The 15,559-nt window shown below is 69.0% G+C and carries 16 protein-coding genes; 8 read left to right on the top strand and 8 right to left on the bottom strand.

Annotated features, from left to right (window positions below; all coding sequences use genetic code 11):
* Positions 1-275 precede the first annotated feature (275 nt).
* Positions 276-1,493 (bottom strand): cytochrome P450, encoded by a 1,218-nt coding sequence (locus tag ACFWIW_RS15130; protein ID WP_378368980.1) that lies wholly within the window; start codon positions 1,491-1,493, stop codon positions 276-278.
* 133 nt (positions 1,494-1,626) lie between these two features.
* Between ACFWIW_RS15130 and ACFWIW_RS15125 the strand changes: the two genes are divergently transcribed.
* On the top strand, positions 1,627-2,559 hold the full coding sequence (locus ACFWIW_RS15125) for an ATP-binding cassette domain-containing protein (RefSeq protein ID WP_378368979.1): 933 nt from the start codon (positions 1,627-1,629) through the stop codon (positions 2,557-2,559).
* Positions 2,556-3,299 carry an ABC transporter permease gene (locus ACFWIW_RS15120; RefSeq protein ID WP_378368978.1) on the top strand — a complete coding sequence of 248 codons (744 nt, stop codon included), beginning with the start codon at positions 2,556-2,558 and terminating at the stop codon, positions 3,297-3,299. Before ACFWIW_RS15125 ends, ACFWIW_RS15120 begins: the two co-directional genes overlap by 4 nt.
* Here the strand turns inward: ACFWIW_RS15120 and ACFWIW_RS15115 are convergent.
* The 3 genes from ACFWIW_RS15115 to ACFWIW_RS15105 all read right to left on the bottom strand — a co-directional run bounded on the left by ACFWIW_RS15115 (position 3,283) and on the right by ACFWIW_RS15105 (position 7,879).
* Positions 3,283-6,408 carry a BTAD domain-containing putative transcriptional regulator gene (locus tag ACFWIW_RS15115; protein ID WP_378368977.1) on the bottom strand — a complete coding sequence of 1,042 codons (3,126 nt, stop codon included), beginning with the start codon at positions 6,406-6,408 and terminating at the stop codon, positions 3,283-3,285. The genes ACFWIW_RS15120 and ACFWIW_RS15115 overlap by 17 nt on opposite strands.
* Before the next feature lie 32 nt (positions 6,409-6,440).
* Positions 6,441-6,992: a YbhB/YbcL family Raf kinase inhibitor-like protein gene (locus ACFWIW_RS15110; RefSeq protein ID WP_378369053.1), complete on the bottom strand. Its 552-nt coding sequence runs from the start codon at positions 6,990-6,992 to the stop codon at positions 6,441-6,443.
* A gap of 125 nt (positions 6,993-7,117) precedes the next feature.
* A complete protein-coding gene (locus ACFWIW_RS15105) occupies positions 7,118-7,879 on the bottom strand; it encodes an NBR1-Ig-like domain-containing protein (RefSeq protein WP_378368976.1) in 762 nt (253 codons plus the stop codon).
* Positions 7,880-8,134: 255 nt separating this feature from the next.
* Here ACFWIW_RS15105 and ACFWIW_RS15100 point away from each other — a divergent pair, with 255 nt between their 5' ends.
* Complete coding sequence (locus tag ACFWIW_RS15100) at positions 8,135-8,953, top strand: peptidoglycan-binding protein (protein ID WP_378368975.1); 819 nt, start codon at positions 8,135-8,137, stop codon at positions 8,951-8,953.
* Positions 8,954-9,000: 47 nt separating this feature from the next.
* Here the strand turns inward: ACFWIW_RS15100 and ACFWIW_RS15095 are convergent, their stop codons facing one another.
* Positions 9,001-9,675: a helix-turn-helix domain-containing protein gene (locus ACFWIW_RS15095; protein ID WP_378368974.1), complete on the bottom strand. Its 675-nt coding sequence runs from the start codon at positions 9,673-9,675 to the stop codon at positions 9,001-9,003.
* A 120-nt stretch (positions 9,676-9,795) separates the two neighbouring features.
* Between ACFWIW_RS15095 and ACFWIW_RS15090 the strand changes: the two genes are divergently transcribed.
* Positions 9,796-10,611 carry an oxidoreductase gene (locus tag ACFWIW_RS15090; RefSeq protein WP_378368973.1) on the top strand — a complete coding sequence of 272 codons (816 nt, stop codon included), beginning with the start codon at positions 9,796-9,798 and terminating at the stop codon, positions 10,609-10,611.
* A 1-nt stretch (position 10,612) separates the two neighbouring features.
* Here ACFWIW_RS15090 and ACFWIW_RS15085 read toward each other — a convergent pair whose 3' ends face one another.
* A complete protein-coding gene (locus ACFWIW_RS15085) occupies positions 10,613-10,855 on the bottom strand; it encodes a hypothetical protein (protein WP_378368972.1) in 243 nt (80 codons plus the stop codon).
* Between the two features lie 27 nt (positions 10,856-10,882).
* Positions 10,883-11,506, bottom strand: coding sequence for a TetR/AcrR family transcriptional regulator (locus tag ACFWIW_RS15080; protein ID WP_378368971.1), 624 nt, complete (start codon positions 11,504-11,506; stop codon positions 10,883-10,885).
* Between the two features lie 67 nt (positions 11,507-11,573).
* Here ACFWIW_RS15080 and ACFWIW_RS15075 point away from each other — a divergent pair, with 67 nt between their 5' ends.
* From ACFWIW_RS15075 to ACFWIW_RS15060, 4 genes are all read left to right on the top strand, one after another.
* Entirely contained in the window at positions 11,574-12,203 is a 630-nt protein-coding gene (locus ACFWIW_RS15075) for an MSMEG_1061 family FMN-dependent PPOX-type flavoprotein (protein WP_378368970.1), read from the top strand.
* Positions 12,204-12,207: 4 nt separating this feature from the next.
* Entirely contained in the window at positions 12,208-13,104 is an 897-nt protein-coding gene (locus ACFWIW_RS15070) for a PDR/VanB family oxidoreductase (RefSeq protein ID WP_378369052.1), read from the top strand.
* A 46-nt stretch (positions 13,105-13,150) separates the two neighbouring features.
* A complete protein-coding gene (locus tag ACFWIW_RS15065; RefSeq protein WP_378368969.1) occupies positions 13,151-14,107 on the top strand; it encodes an alpha/beta hydrolase in 957 nt (318 codons plus the stop codon).
* Between the two features lie 84 nt (positions 14,108-14,191).
* A complete protein-coding gene (locus tag ACFWIW_RS15060) occupies positions 14,192-14,488 on the top strand; it encodes a DUF1540 domain-containing protein (protein ID WP_219145567.1) in 297 nt (98 codons plus the stop codon).
* A 303-nt stretch (positions 14,489-14,791) separates the two neighbouring features.
* On the opposite strand, the gene ACFWIW_RS15055 is transcribed toward ACFWIW_RS15060, so the two are convergent.
* On the bottom strand, positions 14,792-15,457 hold the full coding sequence (locus tag ACFWIW_RS15055; RefSeq protein ID WP_378368968.1) for a VCBS repeat-containing protein: 666 nt from the start codon (positions 15,455-15,457) through the stop codon (positions 14,792-14,794).
* Positions 15,458-15,559 lie beyond the last annotated feature (102 nt).

Raw genomic sequence — 15,559 nt, 5'->3', positions numbered from 1 at the left:
TCCTCGGCTGGGCCCCGGTGCAGAGTGTCCACAAGAGACACATCACGCCGATTGTGTGCCCGATTGGTTCCGTAATGTCCGGTACTGGTGGAGGTTGTGAGCGGTAAAGAGGGTTAGAACGACCATTGCCACTCACGACCCCCGTGCGAAGTACTCAAATCGGGCACGTGGGGAGCTCTGGTGCCACTGGTGGACGGTTGAGGTCGTGACCAGCCCGATTGGCCGGTCCCCGGCACGCAACACGCCACATTTGCCTTTCCCGCCACTCACAAAGGCTATTTCGTCCAGGTGACCGGAAGTTCGTGGACGCCGTAGATGTTCATGTCGGTCTTGAGTTTGACCTCGCCGGCGGGCACGGCGAGCGCGAGATCCGGGAATCGGCGCAGCAATCCCTCGAAACCCGCGCGCATCTCGATCCGCGCCAGCTGCTGGCCCAGGCACTGGTGGATGCCGTGCCCGAAGGACAGCAGGCCGCGGGCGTTGCGGTGCAGATCCAAGTCGTCGGGGTTCTCGAACCGTCGCGGATCGCGGTTCGCGGCCAGCAGGGAGATGACGACCGTCGACCCCGCGGGGATCGTTTCGCCGCCGAGCTCCAGATCCTCCGTGGCGTAGCGGTAGAAGATGTCGGCGACGGACAGGTAGCGAAGCAGCTCTTCGACGGCACCGGGCAGAAGCTCCGCGTCGGCACGCAGTTCGGCCAGCTGCTCGGGGTGCTCCAGGAGCGCGAAGGTGCCCAGCGACAGCATGTTCGCGGTGGTCTCGTGGCCGGCGAACAGCAGCAGGAACGCGGCACCGGCCAGTTCCTCGATGGTGAGGTCTTCGTGGCGGCCGAGGTCGGACAGGATGTCGTCGTCCGGCGTCTCGCGTTTGCGGGTGACCAGTTCGGTGAGGAACGTGTTCATCCCGATGAACGCGGCCATCTTCTCCTCCATGGTCTGGTCCCTGACCATGAGCTGCGCGGAATTGGCCTGGAAACTCTCGCGGTCCTCGTACGGGACGCCGAGCAGTTCGCAGATCACCAGCGAAGGCACCGGCAGCGCGAACTCCTTGACCAGGTCGATCGGCGGGACCAGATCCGCAATCGCGTCCAGCTGCCGCTCGGTGACCTCGACGATGTGCTCTTCGAGCTGCTTCATCCGCTTGACGGTGAAGGCGCCGGTGAGCCTCTTCCGCAACCGGCCGTGGTCCGGCGGGTCCATGGCGACGAACATCCCCGGCATCGGCGGGGAGGGCTCGGTCTGCACGGGCATCCCCGGCGTTTCGAACGGCATGTGCAGGATTCCGATGTCCTGGCGTGAGCTGAACCGGGTGTCGGCCATCAGCTGCCGGACCTCGTCGTAGCCGGTGACGAGCCAGCCTTCGTGACCGTCGGGGAAGTGCATGGGACTCACCGGGCGGGCCTCGCGCAGCCGGGTGATCTCGCTGGGCGGGTCGAAGGGGCCCGCGTCGCGGTCCATCGGGAGGCCCTGCGGGACGGGAACCGTCTGAGTCATCGCTTCGCCTTTCGTGGTGGTTGTGACGACCACTCTTCCGGCGGGCCCTGACATCCGGCTGACACGGCGCTGACACCACCCGTGTCAGCGGCGTGGCGGGGGCGTGTCAGCGCGGCCTTCCAGAGTGGTGCCCATGAACGACACAGCGATCGCGGTCTCCGGACTGCGGAAGACCTTCGGCGACAAAGTCGTGCTCGACGGCATAGACCTCGAAGTCCGGGCGGGCACCATCTTCTCCCTGCTCGGCCCGAACGGGGCCGGGAAGACCACGACGGTGAACCTGCTGACCACCCTGATGAAGGCCGACGGCGGAACCGCGAAGGTCGCGGGCCACGACCTCGTGACCGAGGCCAAGGCGGTACGTGCCGCGATCGGCGTCACCGGCCAGTTCGCGGCGGTCGACGAACTGCTGACCGGCCAGGAGAACCTCCAGCTGATGGTGGACCTGAGCCGCGGCGCCGCACGCGAGGGCGTCGTTTGCGAGCTGCTGGAACGCTTCGACCTGGTGGAATCGGCGCGCAAGCAGGCGTCGACCTACTCCGGCGGGATGCGCCGGAAGCTGGATCTGGCGATGACGCTCGTCGGCGATCCGCGGATCATCTTCCTCGACGAGCCCACCACGGGCCTGGACCCGCGCAGCCGCCGCACGATGTGGTCGATCATCCGCGAACTGGTGGCGGGCGGCGTGACCGTCTTCCTCACCACCCAGTACCTCGAAGAAGCCGACCAGCTCGCCGATCGGATCGCGGTCCTCGACCAGGGCCGCCTTGTCGCACAGGGCACGCCCGGCGAGCTCAAGCGCCGGATGCCCGGCACGCACGTCCGGCTCCGCTTCACCACTGTCGCCGAACTCGACGCGGCGGCGCGGATCTTCCCCGGAGCCGCCCGCGACGACGAGGAGCTCGCCCTGCGCGTCCCCAGCGACGCCGGGACGAAATCCCTGCGCTCGCTGCTGGACCGGCTCGACGAGTACTCGATCGCCGCCGAAGAGTTCTCCGTCCACACCCCCGATCTCGATGACGTTTTCCTCGCCCTGACGGGCCACGACACGGAGGCAGCGAAATGAATTCCCCCTCGACGGTGATGTTGCGCCGTAACTTCAAACACCTCGTCCGCAACCCGACTTCGGTGTTCAACGCGATCCTGATGCCGGTCGTGATGATGCTGATGTTCGTGTACGTCTTCGGGGACGCGTTCAGCGTCGGCGTCGACTACATCGATTACGCGACACCGGGTTTGATGCTGCTGGCCGTCTGCTACGGCCTCGGGGCCACCGCGACCGCGGTGAACTCCGACATGACCAAGGGCATCATCAACCGGTTCAAGGTCATGGACGTCTCCCGCGGCGCGGTGCTGACCGGGCACGTCATCGCCAGCGTGCTGACCAACCTGGTCGCCATCGCGGCGCTCACCGGGGTGGCCTTCCTGCTGGGCTTCTCCCCGGCGGCCGGTTTCCTCGACTGGCTCGGCGTGGTCGGCATCGTCGTCCTGCTCGGTTTCGCGGCGGCCTGGCTCACGGTCGCGCTGGGGCTGGCGGCGAAATCCCCGGAAACCGCGGGGATGGCCTCGGTGCCGCTGGTCATGCTGCCGTTCTTCAGCAGCGCGATCGTGCCCGCCGAGAAGATGGGGCCGGGGCTGCGGGAGTTCGCGCAGTACCAGCCGTTCACGCCGATCATCGAGACCCTGCGCGGCCTGCTCGACGGGGCGCCCGCCGCGGGCGACGTGTTCCCCGCCCTCGGCTGGTGCGCCGGGATCGCGCTCGCCGGATACCTGTGGGCGTCCTCGACGTTCAAGAAGCGAGCGTGACCTCGGCCAGCCGCTTCCAGTCCGCTTCGGTGCCTTCTCGCGCCGCCTCCGCGAATTTCGCTTCGCCGAGGCGGCGCAGCACTGTCTCCTCGATCCGGGTCACGTCCGGACGGGACCGATCGGGCAGGCCGCGCAGTCCGTCGGCCGCCCCGAGCAGCCGCGCGGCCTGCTCGGGAGCGTCCTGGCGCAGGGCCAGATCCGCGATCCCGACGAGCACGTGGGCGATCAAGGGCTGGTACTGCACCTCACGTGCCGCCTGATAGGCCGATTCCCGATGTGCACGAGACCGGTCGAGATCGTCCGTGAAGTAGCCGAGAAGGTCGTGGGTGATGGCGCGGACGTGTCCCAGCCCCGCTTCGTCGCCCATCACGGTCGTCGCGAAATCGAGCTGCTTCGCCGCTTCCTCGGTTTCGCCGCGCCAGTGGAGGAGTTCCGCCTGCGAAAGGGCGAACATGCCCAGCGCGCCCGGCCAGGTGACCCGTTCGGCGCGTCGCTCCGCGTCGGCCGCGGCGGCCGCGCTGGCCTCCTCGTCGCCCATCAGCCAGAACAGCTGTGCCTGCCGCGACCGCAGCCGGATCAGGTCCTCGACGGACCCGACCTCGGTCACCACCGTGACCGCCTGTTCGTAGTACTCGCACGCGGTGGCGAACTCGCCGCGGGTGGCGAGCCGGTCCGCCAGTTCGGTCAGGGCGAACGAGATCCCGAACCGTTCGCCGATGGCCCGGAACTCGTCGAGCGCCTGTTCGAGATATTCGTCGGCCTCCCGGCCGGGGTGGCCGAGCGAGATCCGCGTCTTGCCGAGGTGCAGCCTCCCCAGCGCGCGGACCCAAGCGTTTCCGTCCGCCAGCACCGGCTCCCACGCCGACAGCGCCTCGTCGCCGGCCAGCATGCGTTCGAGCGGGACGACGAGCCCCAGCAGCGGATGCTTCTTCTCGATGCGCGTGCTCAGCCGGTACGACTCGTGGATCCACTTCGCCGCGGTGCGTTCGTCGGCGAAACCGGAACTCACGAAGAGCGAGACGAGCCCGTACACGACGGCCGCGACCTCTTCGGGCACCTCGCCAGGCGTCGCCACGGCCGCGCTGACCAGCTCCATGCCTTCCGTGCGGTGCCCGCTGAGCCACCAGTACCAGCCACAGGCCGCCGCGAGCCGCATCGCTTCCGGTGCTTCGCCCGCCGTGAGGGCACCGCGCATCGCGGCGGTGATGTTGTCGTGTTCGGCGTTGAGCTTGGCGAGCCATTCCAGCTGCTCGGCGCGGCGCAGCATCGGCTCCGCGGCCTCGGCGAGATCGGTGAAATACGCGAGATGCGCGTGGCGCGCCAGCAGCGTTCCGTCCGCTTCGGCGAGCCGTTGCGCGGCGTACTCCTTGATCGTGCCGAGCATCCGGTAGCGCGGCGCTTCGTCGCCCGCGGAGACCAGCAGCGACTTCTCGGTCAGCGTGGTGAGCAGTTCGAGGACTTCGTATTCCTCGACGGCCTCGCTCACGCAGACGCGCTCGGCCGCTTCCAGGCTCGCCCCGCCGGAGAACACCGAGAGACGGCACAGGACCGTCCGCTCGGCCTCGGACAGCAGCTCCCAGCTCCAGTCGACCATGGCGCGCAACGTCCGGTGCCGGGGCAGCGCGGTCCGGCTGCCGCCGGTGAGCAGGCGGAACCGGTCGTCGAGCCGGTTCGCGAGCTGCTCGATGGACATCGTGCGCAGCCTGGCCGCGGCCAGTTCGATCGCCAGTGGCATCCCGTCCAGGATCCGGCACACGCGCGCCATCGTGGCCAGCGTGGTCTTGTCGGCCACGAAATCCTTGCGCACCGCGCTCGCCCGGTCCCTCAGCAGCCGGACGGCGGGGGAGGATTCGATCTCGCCGGGGGCGGCGTGCCGGTCCGGGACGGCCAGCGGCACGACGTGCCACAACGTCTCGCCGGTGATGCCGAGCGGCTCCCGGCTCGTCGCCAGGATCCGGAGACGGCGGCATTCCCCGAGCACCCGATGGGCGAAGGCCGCGGCCGCCTCGATCACGTGCTCGCAGTTGTCCAGGATCAGCAGGACTTCCCGGTCGCGGATCGCGGCGACGACCCGCTCGGCGGGTTCGGCGTTCGACGAGTCGCCGAGCAGCGCGTCCCGCAGGCCGAGCGCGGCGAGGGTCGCTTGCGCGACATCCCCATCCGGTCCGATGGCCGCGAGCTCCACCAGCCACGCCCCGTCCGGCAGGTCGCCGAGCACGGTGCGCGCGGTTTCCGTGGCCAGCCTGGTCTTTCCCGAACCGCCGGGCCCGATCAGGGTGGTGAGCCGGTGGCCGGCGACGAGCTCGCGGACCTTGGCGACGTCGTCGTCCTTGCCGACGAAGCTGGTCAGCTCGGCGCGCACGTTGGTCTTGCGGTTCTCTTCGCGCCGCCCCAGCTCACCCCGCAGCAGCTGGACGTGCACCGCGGACAGCTCGGGCGAGGGGTCGACGCCGAGCGCGTCGGCCAGTGCCTCCCTCGTGCGCTGGTACACGAGCAGCGCTTCCGTGTCACGGCCGGTCGCCGCGAGGGCGCGTATCAGCGCGGCGACGAGCCGCTCGCGCAGCGGGTGCGCGGCCACCAGGTCGGTCAGCTCGGTGACCAGCTTCGCGCCGTGGCCGAGGTCGAGTTCCGCGTCGAACCGGTCTTCCAACGCCGTCAGGCGAAGCCCTTCGAGCCGGGTGACCGCGGCGTCGAAGGCGCCGCTGTCCTGCAGGCCGACGTCCTGCATGGCCGCCCCGCGCCACAGCCCGAGAGCTTCGCGCAGCCGCCGTGGCTCCTCTTCGCCGCGGGACTGGCCGACGAGCCGCTCGAAGCGCACGGCGTCGACGTCTTCGGGCGCCACCTTCAGCCGGTAGCCGTCGGTCTGTCCCTCGACCACGCCGTCGGGAAGCACCTTCCGCAGCCGGGAAACCAAGCGCTGCAAGGCGTTCGTCGCGTCGGCGGGCGGCTGCTCGCCCCAGATCCAGTCGACGAGCGTCGCTTTCGGGACCACACGGCCCGGCTCGAGCGCGAGGGCGATCAACAGCCCGCGCAGCCGTGCGCCCGGCACGTCGGCGAGCCCGCCGTCGTCCGTGTGCACCTCGAAGGGCCCCAGCATCCCGATCCGCATTGGGCCGATTTTGCCACGGATGACCAGGGGACTTACGACTCGCCGGTGATCCTCGCCGAACCGATCGAAGCCGCGGTGATCGCCCTGGCGGCGGCTTGGGTCGACGAACCGGAGTTCAGGCCGGTGAGCGACGCCCGGTCGAGGGCGTGCACGACGAACTCGTAGGTGTTCACCGTCGAGGGCGAGCACGGGCCCTGGTAGCCGTAGAGGCTGGCGCTCCCCCGGTAGTAGACCTGCCTGGAGCCGGCGGGCACCGGGGGCCGGTAGACGTGCTGGACGTTCTGGGGGAGCGAAGCCGTGGACGCCGGGATGTCGTAGATGACCCAATGGATGAGGCCGGCGTTGTCGAGGTCGCGCATGACGATCGCGTAGCTCTTCGCCACGGCGGGCGCGCCCGACCAGGCCAGCGGTGGCGACTCGTTCTTCTTGGCCGGATCCTGCCCGCCGCCGCTGGTGCACTCGTGCACCTTGGGCATGAGACCGCCGTCGGCGAAAGCGGTGCTGGACAGGGCGAACGCGTTCCCCGCCGCCGAGGCCGCCGGGGAAAGGCAGGCTGCGCCGAGGGCGAACAGGGCGCAGAACACGATTCTCGTTGCTCTCACTGGAGTCTCCCGAGGACTTTGTGGTTCTCGTGCGCGGAATTCAGCGTAGGGAGCCCGGAATGCTGGGGCAGCGCACTTTCCCGGCCGATCGAGGTGTTTTCACCGGCTCAGGCGCGCACGAGCACCGAGAAGTAGATCGGCCTGCTGGCCGGGAAGAGTTCCCGGTTCTCTTCGTCGACCATCTTCCAGAAGACCTTGCAGTCGGCGGGTGCGGTGGGCGGGGCGCTCACGGTGACCGTCACCTGCACGTTCCCCTGCGGGGCGGTGTCGTTGACCGGGATCCGGTCCGGGGTGCGGCAGGCGCCGGGCGCGACCGGGAGGTCGGTGCGGCGCAGATACCGTTTCCGCCATTCGACGGTGCCGGTGTTCTTGAGTTCCCACACCTTCACGAACTGGCTGCCCGGTTTGACCACGGTGTCGTCGGGGATGGTGACGTCGGCGACGAATTTGCTCGCGTCGCCGGGATGGGGCGGCGCGGACGGGTCCCGCGCGTCCGGCAGCAGGACGAGCACGACGGCGGCGATCGTGACGACGGCGACGAGGGCGAGCGTCACCAGGAGGAGTTTGGAGCGCGACCGCGGCGCGGGATCCGGTTCGCGGTCGGCGGAGAGCACGAGTTGGACGCCCTGCCATCGGGCGTGCCATTCCTCTTCGTCACCGTCGCAGGCTCGGACGAACTCCCGGACCGTCTCCCACGGCTGCAATCGCTTGCCGGTGACGGTGAGGTGCAGGGTCGCGTGGGACACCGCGCCGGACTTCGCGGCCATTTTCCGAAAGGACGGCTCCCCGGCTCGCGTCCGGAGCTTCCGTAGCTCGTCCATGAACGCTTCGAGCTCCGGCGCCCGTTCTCCTGTTCGCGGTTCCGGCACGCTCCCCCTCGCGATCGTGTCCAACGTGACAACGCTTTTCGTCACTCTTCGCGGCTTGGTGACTATATCGCGAAGAGTGTCCGGATCGCCGCGCTGACCAGCGGGATCGGGCCGCTCCAGCTGCTGTCAAACGCTGTCAACCTGCGGTTTTTGACGTCAGACGTTCCGTACAGGCGGTTCCCGCTGACACCGCTTCCGGGCCAGTGTCGGTCACGAGCTGCTCACGGGGAGCAGCCATCGAGTGAAGGAGCAGTCATGCGCAAGGTGGCAACCGCCGCGATGTTCGCCGCTCTGTCCGGGGCCACGCTGGGGATGACGGCGGCACAGCCCGCGGTGGCCGCACCCTCGGTCAACATGGAGGCCGTGGTCAAGGCGGCCATGTGGGATCCGTACAAGGCCGACCAGTCGATCACGCCGGGCTCCGGTGAGAGCGTCAAGGTGGTCGAGCAGGCGCTGGCCGCGAAGAACCTGCTCGACAAGAAGCAGGTCGACGGGCACTTCGGCACGTCGACGGTGACCGCGTACCAGAAGTACCAGAAGTCGCTCGGGCACAGCGGCCTCGCCGCGAGCGGTCTGCCCGGCAAGGGCTCGCTGACCGAGCTGGGCAAGGGCCGCTACACCGTGACCGCGCCGATCAGCGTCGGCTCGAAGACCAGCCTGGACGGCAAGACGGTCAACAAGCGCACCGCCGACATGATCGCGGCCGCGGAGAAGAAGGCCGGGGTCAAGTTCACCATCACGCAGGGCTCGTACAACGCCGGCGGTGTCGGCGCTTCGGGCGGGACGCACGACGGTGGCGGCGCCGTCGACATCTCGGTGAACAACATCTCGAACAAGACCGCCGCGGTGAAGGCACTGCGCGAGGTCGGGTTCGCCGCGTGGCACCGCACGCCGAGCCAGGGCGACTGGGTGGAGCACATCCACGGCATCGCGATCAGCGACACCGACATGTCGCCGCAGGCGCAGGCCCAGGCCGGTGACTACTTCAAGGGTCTCAACGGGCTGGCGAGCCACGCCAAGGACGACGGCCCCAAGGTGAAGAAGGTGACCTGGGAGGAATTCAAGCGTGGGTGACGCCACGGCGTTCCGGACGGGGCGGGCGGCTTTCCTCGCCCGCCCCGTCAGCGCGGGCTCGTCCGCCGCCGGTGTTCGGCCGCCTCGCTCATGTCCTCGCGCAGATGCCGGAAGAACCGGCTGGTGGCGTCCAGCCGCGCCCCGGCCGGGCCGTCGAGCAGGGCGGCACCTCGCCGGGTGACCTCCGCCCATTGGGTCATCGCTTCGAGACTCGTCTGCCAGGCGCGGTAGCCGAAGTCTTCGTCGATGACGTATCGCTGCCGCCGGCCCTCACGCTCGCGAGTGATCAGGCCGCGTTGTTCGAGCCAGCCGACGGCCTTGGACACCGACGCGGGGCTGACCTCCAGCCTGGCGACCAGTTCGGCGGCGGTGCCGCCGCCGGTGTCCGCGGTGAACAGACAGGCCAGGACCCTGGCCATCATCGCCGGGACGCCGGTCGCGGTCATCGTCTCGGCGAATTCGGTTTCGAAGTCGCGCAGCGTTTCCGGGGGTTGCGGGACGCTGGTCGGCGGGACGGGTTTGCGGCGGCGCGCCCGCCATCGCGTCGCCTGCTGCGCCTGATCCGGCCGGTAGCCGTGGGCGCCGCCGTTGCGCGCCACTTCCCGGATCACGGTCGATTTGGGGCGTTCCATCCGACGGGCGATTTCGGCGTAGGAGAGCCCCGCCGACAGCCCCGACGCGATCTGCCCGCGCTCGTCGCGGGTCAGGCGGTTTCCCGGCACGCGTCCTCCGGTGCATTCAGTGTCATGGTCATTGCATCGATTCTAGGTTTTGTGTTGCAGGAAAGGGAAAAACGAGCCTACGGTTTCGAAGTAGCCGAAAGATCAGGAGGTGCACCCGCGATGACGGCCAAGGTCTGCCTGGTCACCGGTGCTTCGTCGGGGATCGGCCACGCCACCGCGCTGGAACTCCTGCGCGCCGGGCACATCGTCTACGGCGCCGCGCGGCGCGTGGAGAAGATGGACGACCTCCGCGAGGCGGGCGGCCGGGTGCTGAAGATGGACGCCCGGAGCGAGGACGATCTCCGCCAGGCGGTCGGTACCGTTCTCGAAGAGCGGCAACGGATCGACGTCCTGGTCAACAACGCGGGCACCGTGCTGCACGGCGCCGTCGAAGACGTGCCGCTCGCCAGCGCGCGCGACCAGCTCGAAGTCAATCTCCTGGCGCCCGCCAGGCTCGTTCAGCTCGTCTTGCCCGCCATGCGGGGCGCGCGATCCGGCACGATCGTCAACGTCTCGTCGATCGGCGGTGAGATCGCCTTGCCGTTCGGCGCTTGGTACTACGCGTCGAAGCACGCGCTCGAAGCCTTCTCCGACACGCTCCGGATGGAGGTCGAGCCCTTCGGCATCGACGTCGTCATCATCCAGCCGGGGATCGTCAAGACCGAGTTCGAGGACCAGACTTCCGCGCAGCTGCGGGAAAACTCCGGCCACGGGGCGTACCGGGAGATGGCGGAAGCCATGGCGCGGCACGGTGAAACCGGGCTCAGCGACGGCTCCGACCCTTCGGTGGTCGTGGACGCCATCCGCCGCGCCATCGAAGCCGAGAAACCCGACACGCGGTACGCCGTCGGCCATCTCGCCGAGCAGCTCCTGGAACTCAACAGGACCCTGCCGGATCGCGAATTCGACCAGCTGGCCACGCGCGCGTTGAAGTAGCTCAACCGCTCGGCTGTTTCTCGGCGCCCCTCCGGCGGCGGGTGCGCGCGACACCGATCCACAGCAGCACGGAGACGACGGCGCCCGGCGCCGCGGTCAGGTACACCGGCCACGCGCGGAAGCCGGACAACCACAGCATCGTGACCAGGCCGAAGGTGATCAAGGTCCAGATCAGCGCGAGTGCGCCGCCTCGCCGCCGCCATCGGGCGGTGAGGCCGCGCAGGCTGTCCCCAAGTCGGCTCACACCGGTGAATACCCGGTCATCGCCTGGTCAACCCCCGGAAATCAGGTAGCCGGTGATCATCGCGACGAGCTCGTTCTCGAGCCGCGTGACGTCGATGGAGCCGGGCGCGGCGATGAGCTGGTGCACGGTCAGCTCCACGGTCGACGCGACGAGCCGGGCGGCGGTGTCCTTGTCCCGCACGCGGACTTCGGGATGGCCGTGGAGCAGCTCCCGCAGATCACCGATCATCTCCCATTCCAGCCGGGTGACCCGGTCCAGCAGTTCACCGGAGCGGGGCGCCCGCTCGATCATGATCTGCAGCAGCCGCGGATCGTCGAGATGGTTTTCGATCACCGTGTGCACGAACTCCCGGATGACGGTCACGAGCGGCTCCGTCGAATCCTTGTACCGGTGCAGCGTCGCGGCGGCGCGGTCACCGTCGAGATGGCGGGTCAGCAACTCGGCCAGGATCGCGTCCTTGTTCGGGTAGTACTGATACAGCGAGCCGATCGAGATCCGGGCCCGTTCGGCGATCCGGTTCGTGGTCCCCGCGGCGTACCCGTACTCGGCGAAAATGTGAGCAGCCGCGGTGAGGATGCGCTGCCTGGTGAGCTCGGCACGGACCTGGCGCGGCTGTTTACGTGGCTGGATCCGTCGTTGCTCCGACGACATGGCACCCCCGGTGAAGCGGCGTGAAAGCGAGTAGCGAGCGGGCTGAACAATTGCTCATAATTGTGCCATGACCAGCACAGAGACGCGTCCGCGCCGGCTTTCGCCCGAGGAGGTCCGTGCCCGGCTGGGGGAGCCGGAGGCCATGATCAAGGCCAAGGTCCACGACCGGATCGACCGGCTCGGCCACCTGTTCATCGCCCATGCCCCGTTCCTGGCGATGGCGACGTCGGACGCGACGGGCCTGCCCGACTGCTCGCCGCGCGGCGACTACCCCGGCTTCGTGAAGGTGCTCGACGAGCGCACCTTGGCGATCCCCGACCGGCCGGGCAACAAACTCGCCGACTCCTTCCGCAACCTCGCGGAGAACGACGGGATCGGCCTGATGTTCGTGATCCCGGGCATGCGGGAGGTGTTCCGCGTCAACGGTCGTGCCTATCCGACCGACGAGCCGGACGTGCTCGCCAGGATGCGCACCGAAGGCAAACCCGCGGTCTTGGCGATCATCGTCGACGTGGTGGAGACCTTCTTCCACTGCGGCCGCGCGCTGATCCGGTCCCGGCTCTGGGATCCCGCCAGCCAGGCACTGGCGGACGAATTGCCGTCCGTCGGCGAGATCGCCGCCGAGCAGATGGGGCTCGACGCCGATCCCGCGGTGGTGGAGAACATGCTCGAAACCGGCTACCGGCAGTTGTACTGAGGTGATCCCGTTGACGCAGAAGACCGTTCTCGACCGCGTGGAGCCGGTCGCCGAAGGTGTCGTCTCGCTGGTGCTGCGCGGCGCAGAGGGACCTTTGGCGCCCTGGGAGCCGGGAGCGCATGTCGATCTGTCCCTGCCGAACTGGCTGACCCGGCAGTATTCCCTGTGCGGTGACCCGGCCGATCGCGGCAGCTACCGGGTCGCCGTCCGGTGGGACCGGCTGAGCCGGGGCGGTTCGGAGTACGTCCACCTGTTCCTGCGCGCGGGCCGGACCCTCGATGTCTCGTTGCCGCGCAACAACTTCCCGTTGCTGCCTGCCCCGGAGTACCTGTTCGTCGCGGGCGGGATCGGCATCACGCCCATCCTGCCGATGCTCGCGGCGGCGGGCCCCTCGGCCAGGTTGGTGTACGTGGGCAGGTCCGAAGCGACCATGCCGTTCGCCGCGGGGCTCAAGGCGGCGTACGGCGACAGGGTGAGTCTGCACGCGGGCGAAAGGCCCGATTTCGCCGCGTTGGCGGCCGGACTCGGCCCGGACACGCTGGTCTACTGCTGCGGCCCCGCTTCGATGCTCGACGCGGCCGAGGCGGCGTTCCCCGCGCACCGCCTGCACCTCGAACGTTTCCGGCCGGTGGCAAGGGAATTCGCCCCCGCCGTGCCGTTCGAGGTGAACTGCGTCCGCTCCGGTCGGACGGTGCCGGTCGCCGCGGAGGAATCCCTGCTGGACGCCTTGAACCACGCGGGGTTCCGGATCCCGTCCGGCTGCCGTGAAGGTGTTTGCGGCAGTTGCGAGATCCGCGTCGCCGGCGGGGAGCCGGAGCACCGCGACGACATCGGCGCGGCGGCGGGGCGGATGTACTGCTGCGTCTCGCGTGCGTCTTCCCGGCTCGACTTGGATCTCTGACCCGGCGTATACGGATCGTCTGCGCCCGCTGGCTAGGCTCGCGCGGATGGTGGAACCCGCATACGATCCCGAACTCGCCGCCGTACTGCCCGCGCTGAAGGGAAAGGTGCCGGTCGGCATGACGGCGGATCAATTGGAGCGGTACCGGGCATTGCCGTTCCCGACGATCGAAGAACAGATCGGCGACCGCCCGGTCACCTGGACCGATCACGCGATCCCCGGATACGGCGGCGCGGAAATCGTCGTTTCGGTCATCGCGCGCCGGGATCGTCGAGGCGGCGGCCCGGGGATCTATCACGTGCACGGCGGCGGAATGGTGATGGGCGACCGGTTCGCGTCGGTGGGTCCGCTCGTCGAATGGGCGATGGAATACGACGCCGTCGCGGTCACCGTCGAATTCCGCCGCGCGCCCGAACATCCGCATCCGGTGCCGGTGGAGGACTGCTACGCCGGTCTGGAATGGATGGCCGCGCACGCGGACGAGCTGGGTTTCGACCCGGGCAAGCTGGTCATCTTCGGCGGCAGCGGCGGAGGCGGTCTCGCGGCCGGTGTCACGCTGCTGGCGCGTGACCGCGGCGGGCCGTCGCTGTGCGGCCAGCTGCTCCAGTGCCCGATGATCGACGACCGGAACGACACCGTGTCCGCGCGGCGGTACGACGGCGTCGGCGTCTGGGACCGGACCAGCAACCTGACCGCGTGGACGATGGTCCTCGGCGACCGGCGAGGCGGTCCCGATGTGTCGCAGTATGCCGCCCCGGCCCGCGCGACGGATCTCGGCGGGTTGCCACCGACGTTCATCGACGTCGCCGCCGCCGAGGTGTTCCGCGACGAGGCCGTGGCGTACGCGAATGCGATCTGGGCCGCCGGGGGAGAGGCGGAATTGCACGTCTGGGGCGGCGCGTTCCACGGCTTTTACGATCTCGCACCGGAAACGGCCGTCGCCCGATCGTGTCTCGCCGCCCGGGACTCCTGGCTGGACCGGTTGCTCGCCGGACGTGAATGAATTTTCCCGAATTGCCGCCGGAACGGGCCGGTGCGACCCTGGTCACACCGAACGACACCACCACCACGAAGTACAGGAGTCGTTATGACCACCACCGAAATGCCCGCCGTCCACGAATGCACGGTCAGCGGATGTTCGTACAACCACGACGGCTGTCACGCTTTCGCCATCACGGTGGGCGGCGGTAATGGTTCGGCCGATTGCGGAACGTTCGTCCCGCTCAATACCAAGGGCGGGCTCGATCGGGTGACGGCGCAGGTGGGAGCCTGCTCCCGGGCCGACTGCCGCCACAATTCCGCGCTGGAATGCACCGCGTCGAGTGTCCGCGTCGGACCGGGCGAGGGTGACCATGCCGCCAACTGCCTGACCTACGCGCCTTAGTCGTATCGCGCGTGAAGGCCCCCTTCCCTCGGCTCAGCCGGGGGAAGGGGGCCTTCACGCGCTGGGGGATCAGGTCTGAGGGTGGTGAGGGCCTCGTTCACTACCCTCAGGGTAGGTAAGGGGGCCTTCACGGACTTGCTCGTCGTCGGGGTGGGCTTTCGCAACGCCGCGGAGTGGCGGCGACGTTGTGAAGGCTCCCTTCGGGGGCCCGGGCGCTCATGTCGCGAAAGCCACTTTCGGGACATCAGACGTCGCGAAAGTGGCTTTCGCGACCTGGCGGAGCGGAGCCGGGCGAAACCGGCGTCAGCTCCCGGTCTGGTCGCAGCTGGCGGCGTCGGTGCCCAGCACCGGGTCGGTCACCGGACGGCTCGTGATCGGGATGGTCTTCCGGGTGGTCAGCGCGCCGTCGCGAAGGGTGTAGACGGTGCGCGTGCCCGAGTAGGTGAGCGGGTCGGCGCCGACGTCGTCGGCTTCGGCCGCGACGGTTTCGAAGGTGCGGCCGCCTTCGAACGGGGTGCACTGGTAACCCAGGTGGGCGGCGACGCCACCGCCTTCGGCGACCGACAGCGGCTTGCCGTCGTTGCCGACGACCTGGGCGAGGTTGCGGCCGTCGTAGTGCAGGGCGGTGAAGAACGTGGTGTTCGCGCCGACGGACTGGGTGACGATCAGTTCGGCGCGGCCGTCGCCGTTGAGGTCGGTGACGCGCGGCGCCTCGAGCGGGACGGAGCTGTCGGCGCCGAGGTGGATCGAGGTGAAGGTGCCGTGCACGGTGGCCGAGATGACCTGGTCGTCGGGGCCGGTGAGCTGGGCGCTGACGGTCTCGATCTCCCCGTCACCGTCGAGGTCGGCCACGGTGGTGACCGGGTCGCCGTAAGACGGGCTGGCCAGCGCCGGGACGATGGCGGCCAGGCTCAGCGCCGCGACGACGCCGGTGATGGTGGTGGTGCGGACGATGCCGATGTGTTTCATGGTGCTCTCCCTCCCACGCTTCCGGTGAACTTTTCACCGAAAGTGCTCTCATGAAGGGAGACGGTCGCGGATCATGGACGTGCAGTGAAAGTGTGATGTGCC

Origin of the sequence: Amycolatopsis sp. NPDC058340 (assembly GCF_042723975.1) — a bacterium.
Taxonomy (GTDB): Bacteria; Actinomycetota; Actinomycetes; order Mycobacteriales; family Pseudonocardiaceae; genus Amycolatopsis.
The sequence above is the reverse complement of the archived record's forward strand: the minus strand, read 5'-3'. Positions and strand labels throughout refer to the sequence as shown.

Excerpts from the sequence above, each read along its gene's own strand:
- ACFWIW_RS15090 (WP_378368973.1), top strand. The coding sequence starts at position 9,796 with ATGACGGCCAAGGTCTGCCTGGTCACCGGTGCTTCGTCGGGGATCGGC.
- ACFWIW_RS15120 (WP_378368978.1), top strand. The coding sequence starts at position 2,556 with ATGAATTCCCCCTCGACGGTGATGTTGCGCCGTAACTTCAAACACCTC.
- ACFWIW_RS15115 (WP_378368977.1), bottom strand. The coding sequence starts at position 6,408 with ATGCGGATCGGGATGCTGGGGCCCTTCGAGGTGCACACGGACGACGGC.
- ACFWIW_RS15060 (WP_219145567.1), top strand. The coding sequence starts at position 14,192 with ATGACCACCACCGAAATGCCCGCCGTCCACGAATGCACGGTCAGCGGA.
- ACFWIW_RS15065 (WP_378368969.1), top strand. The coding sequence starts at position 13,151 with ATGGTGGAACCCGCATACGATCCCGAACTCGCCGCCGTACTGCCCGCG.
- ACFWIW_RS15125 (WP_378368979.1), top strand. The coding sequence starts at position 1,627 with ATGAACGACACAGCGATCGCGGTCTCCGGACTGCGGAAGACCTTCGGC.
- ACFWIW_RS15130 (WP_378368980.1), bottom strand. The coding sequence starts at position 1,493 with ATGACTCAGACGGTTCCCGTCCCGCAGGGCCTCCCGATGGACCGCGAC.
- ACFWIW_RS15075 (WP_378368970.1), top strand. The coding sequence starts at position 11,574 with ATGACCAGCACAGAGACGCGTCCGCGCCGGCTTTCGCCCGAGGAGGTC.
- ACFWIW_RS15100 (WP_378368975.1), top strand. The coding sequence starts at position 8,135 with ATGCGCAAGGTGGCAACCGCCGCGATGTTCGCCGCTCTGTCCGGGGCC.
- ACFWIW_RS15055 (WP_378368968.1), bottom strand. The coding sequence starts at position 15,457 with ATGAAACACATCGGCATCGTCCGCACCACCACCATCACCGGCGTCGTC.
- ACFWIW_RS15080 (WP_378368971.1), bottom strand. The coding sequence starts at position 11,506 with ATGTCGTCGGAGCAACGACGGATCCAGCCACGTAAACAGCCGCGCCAG.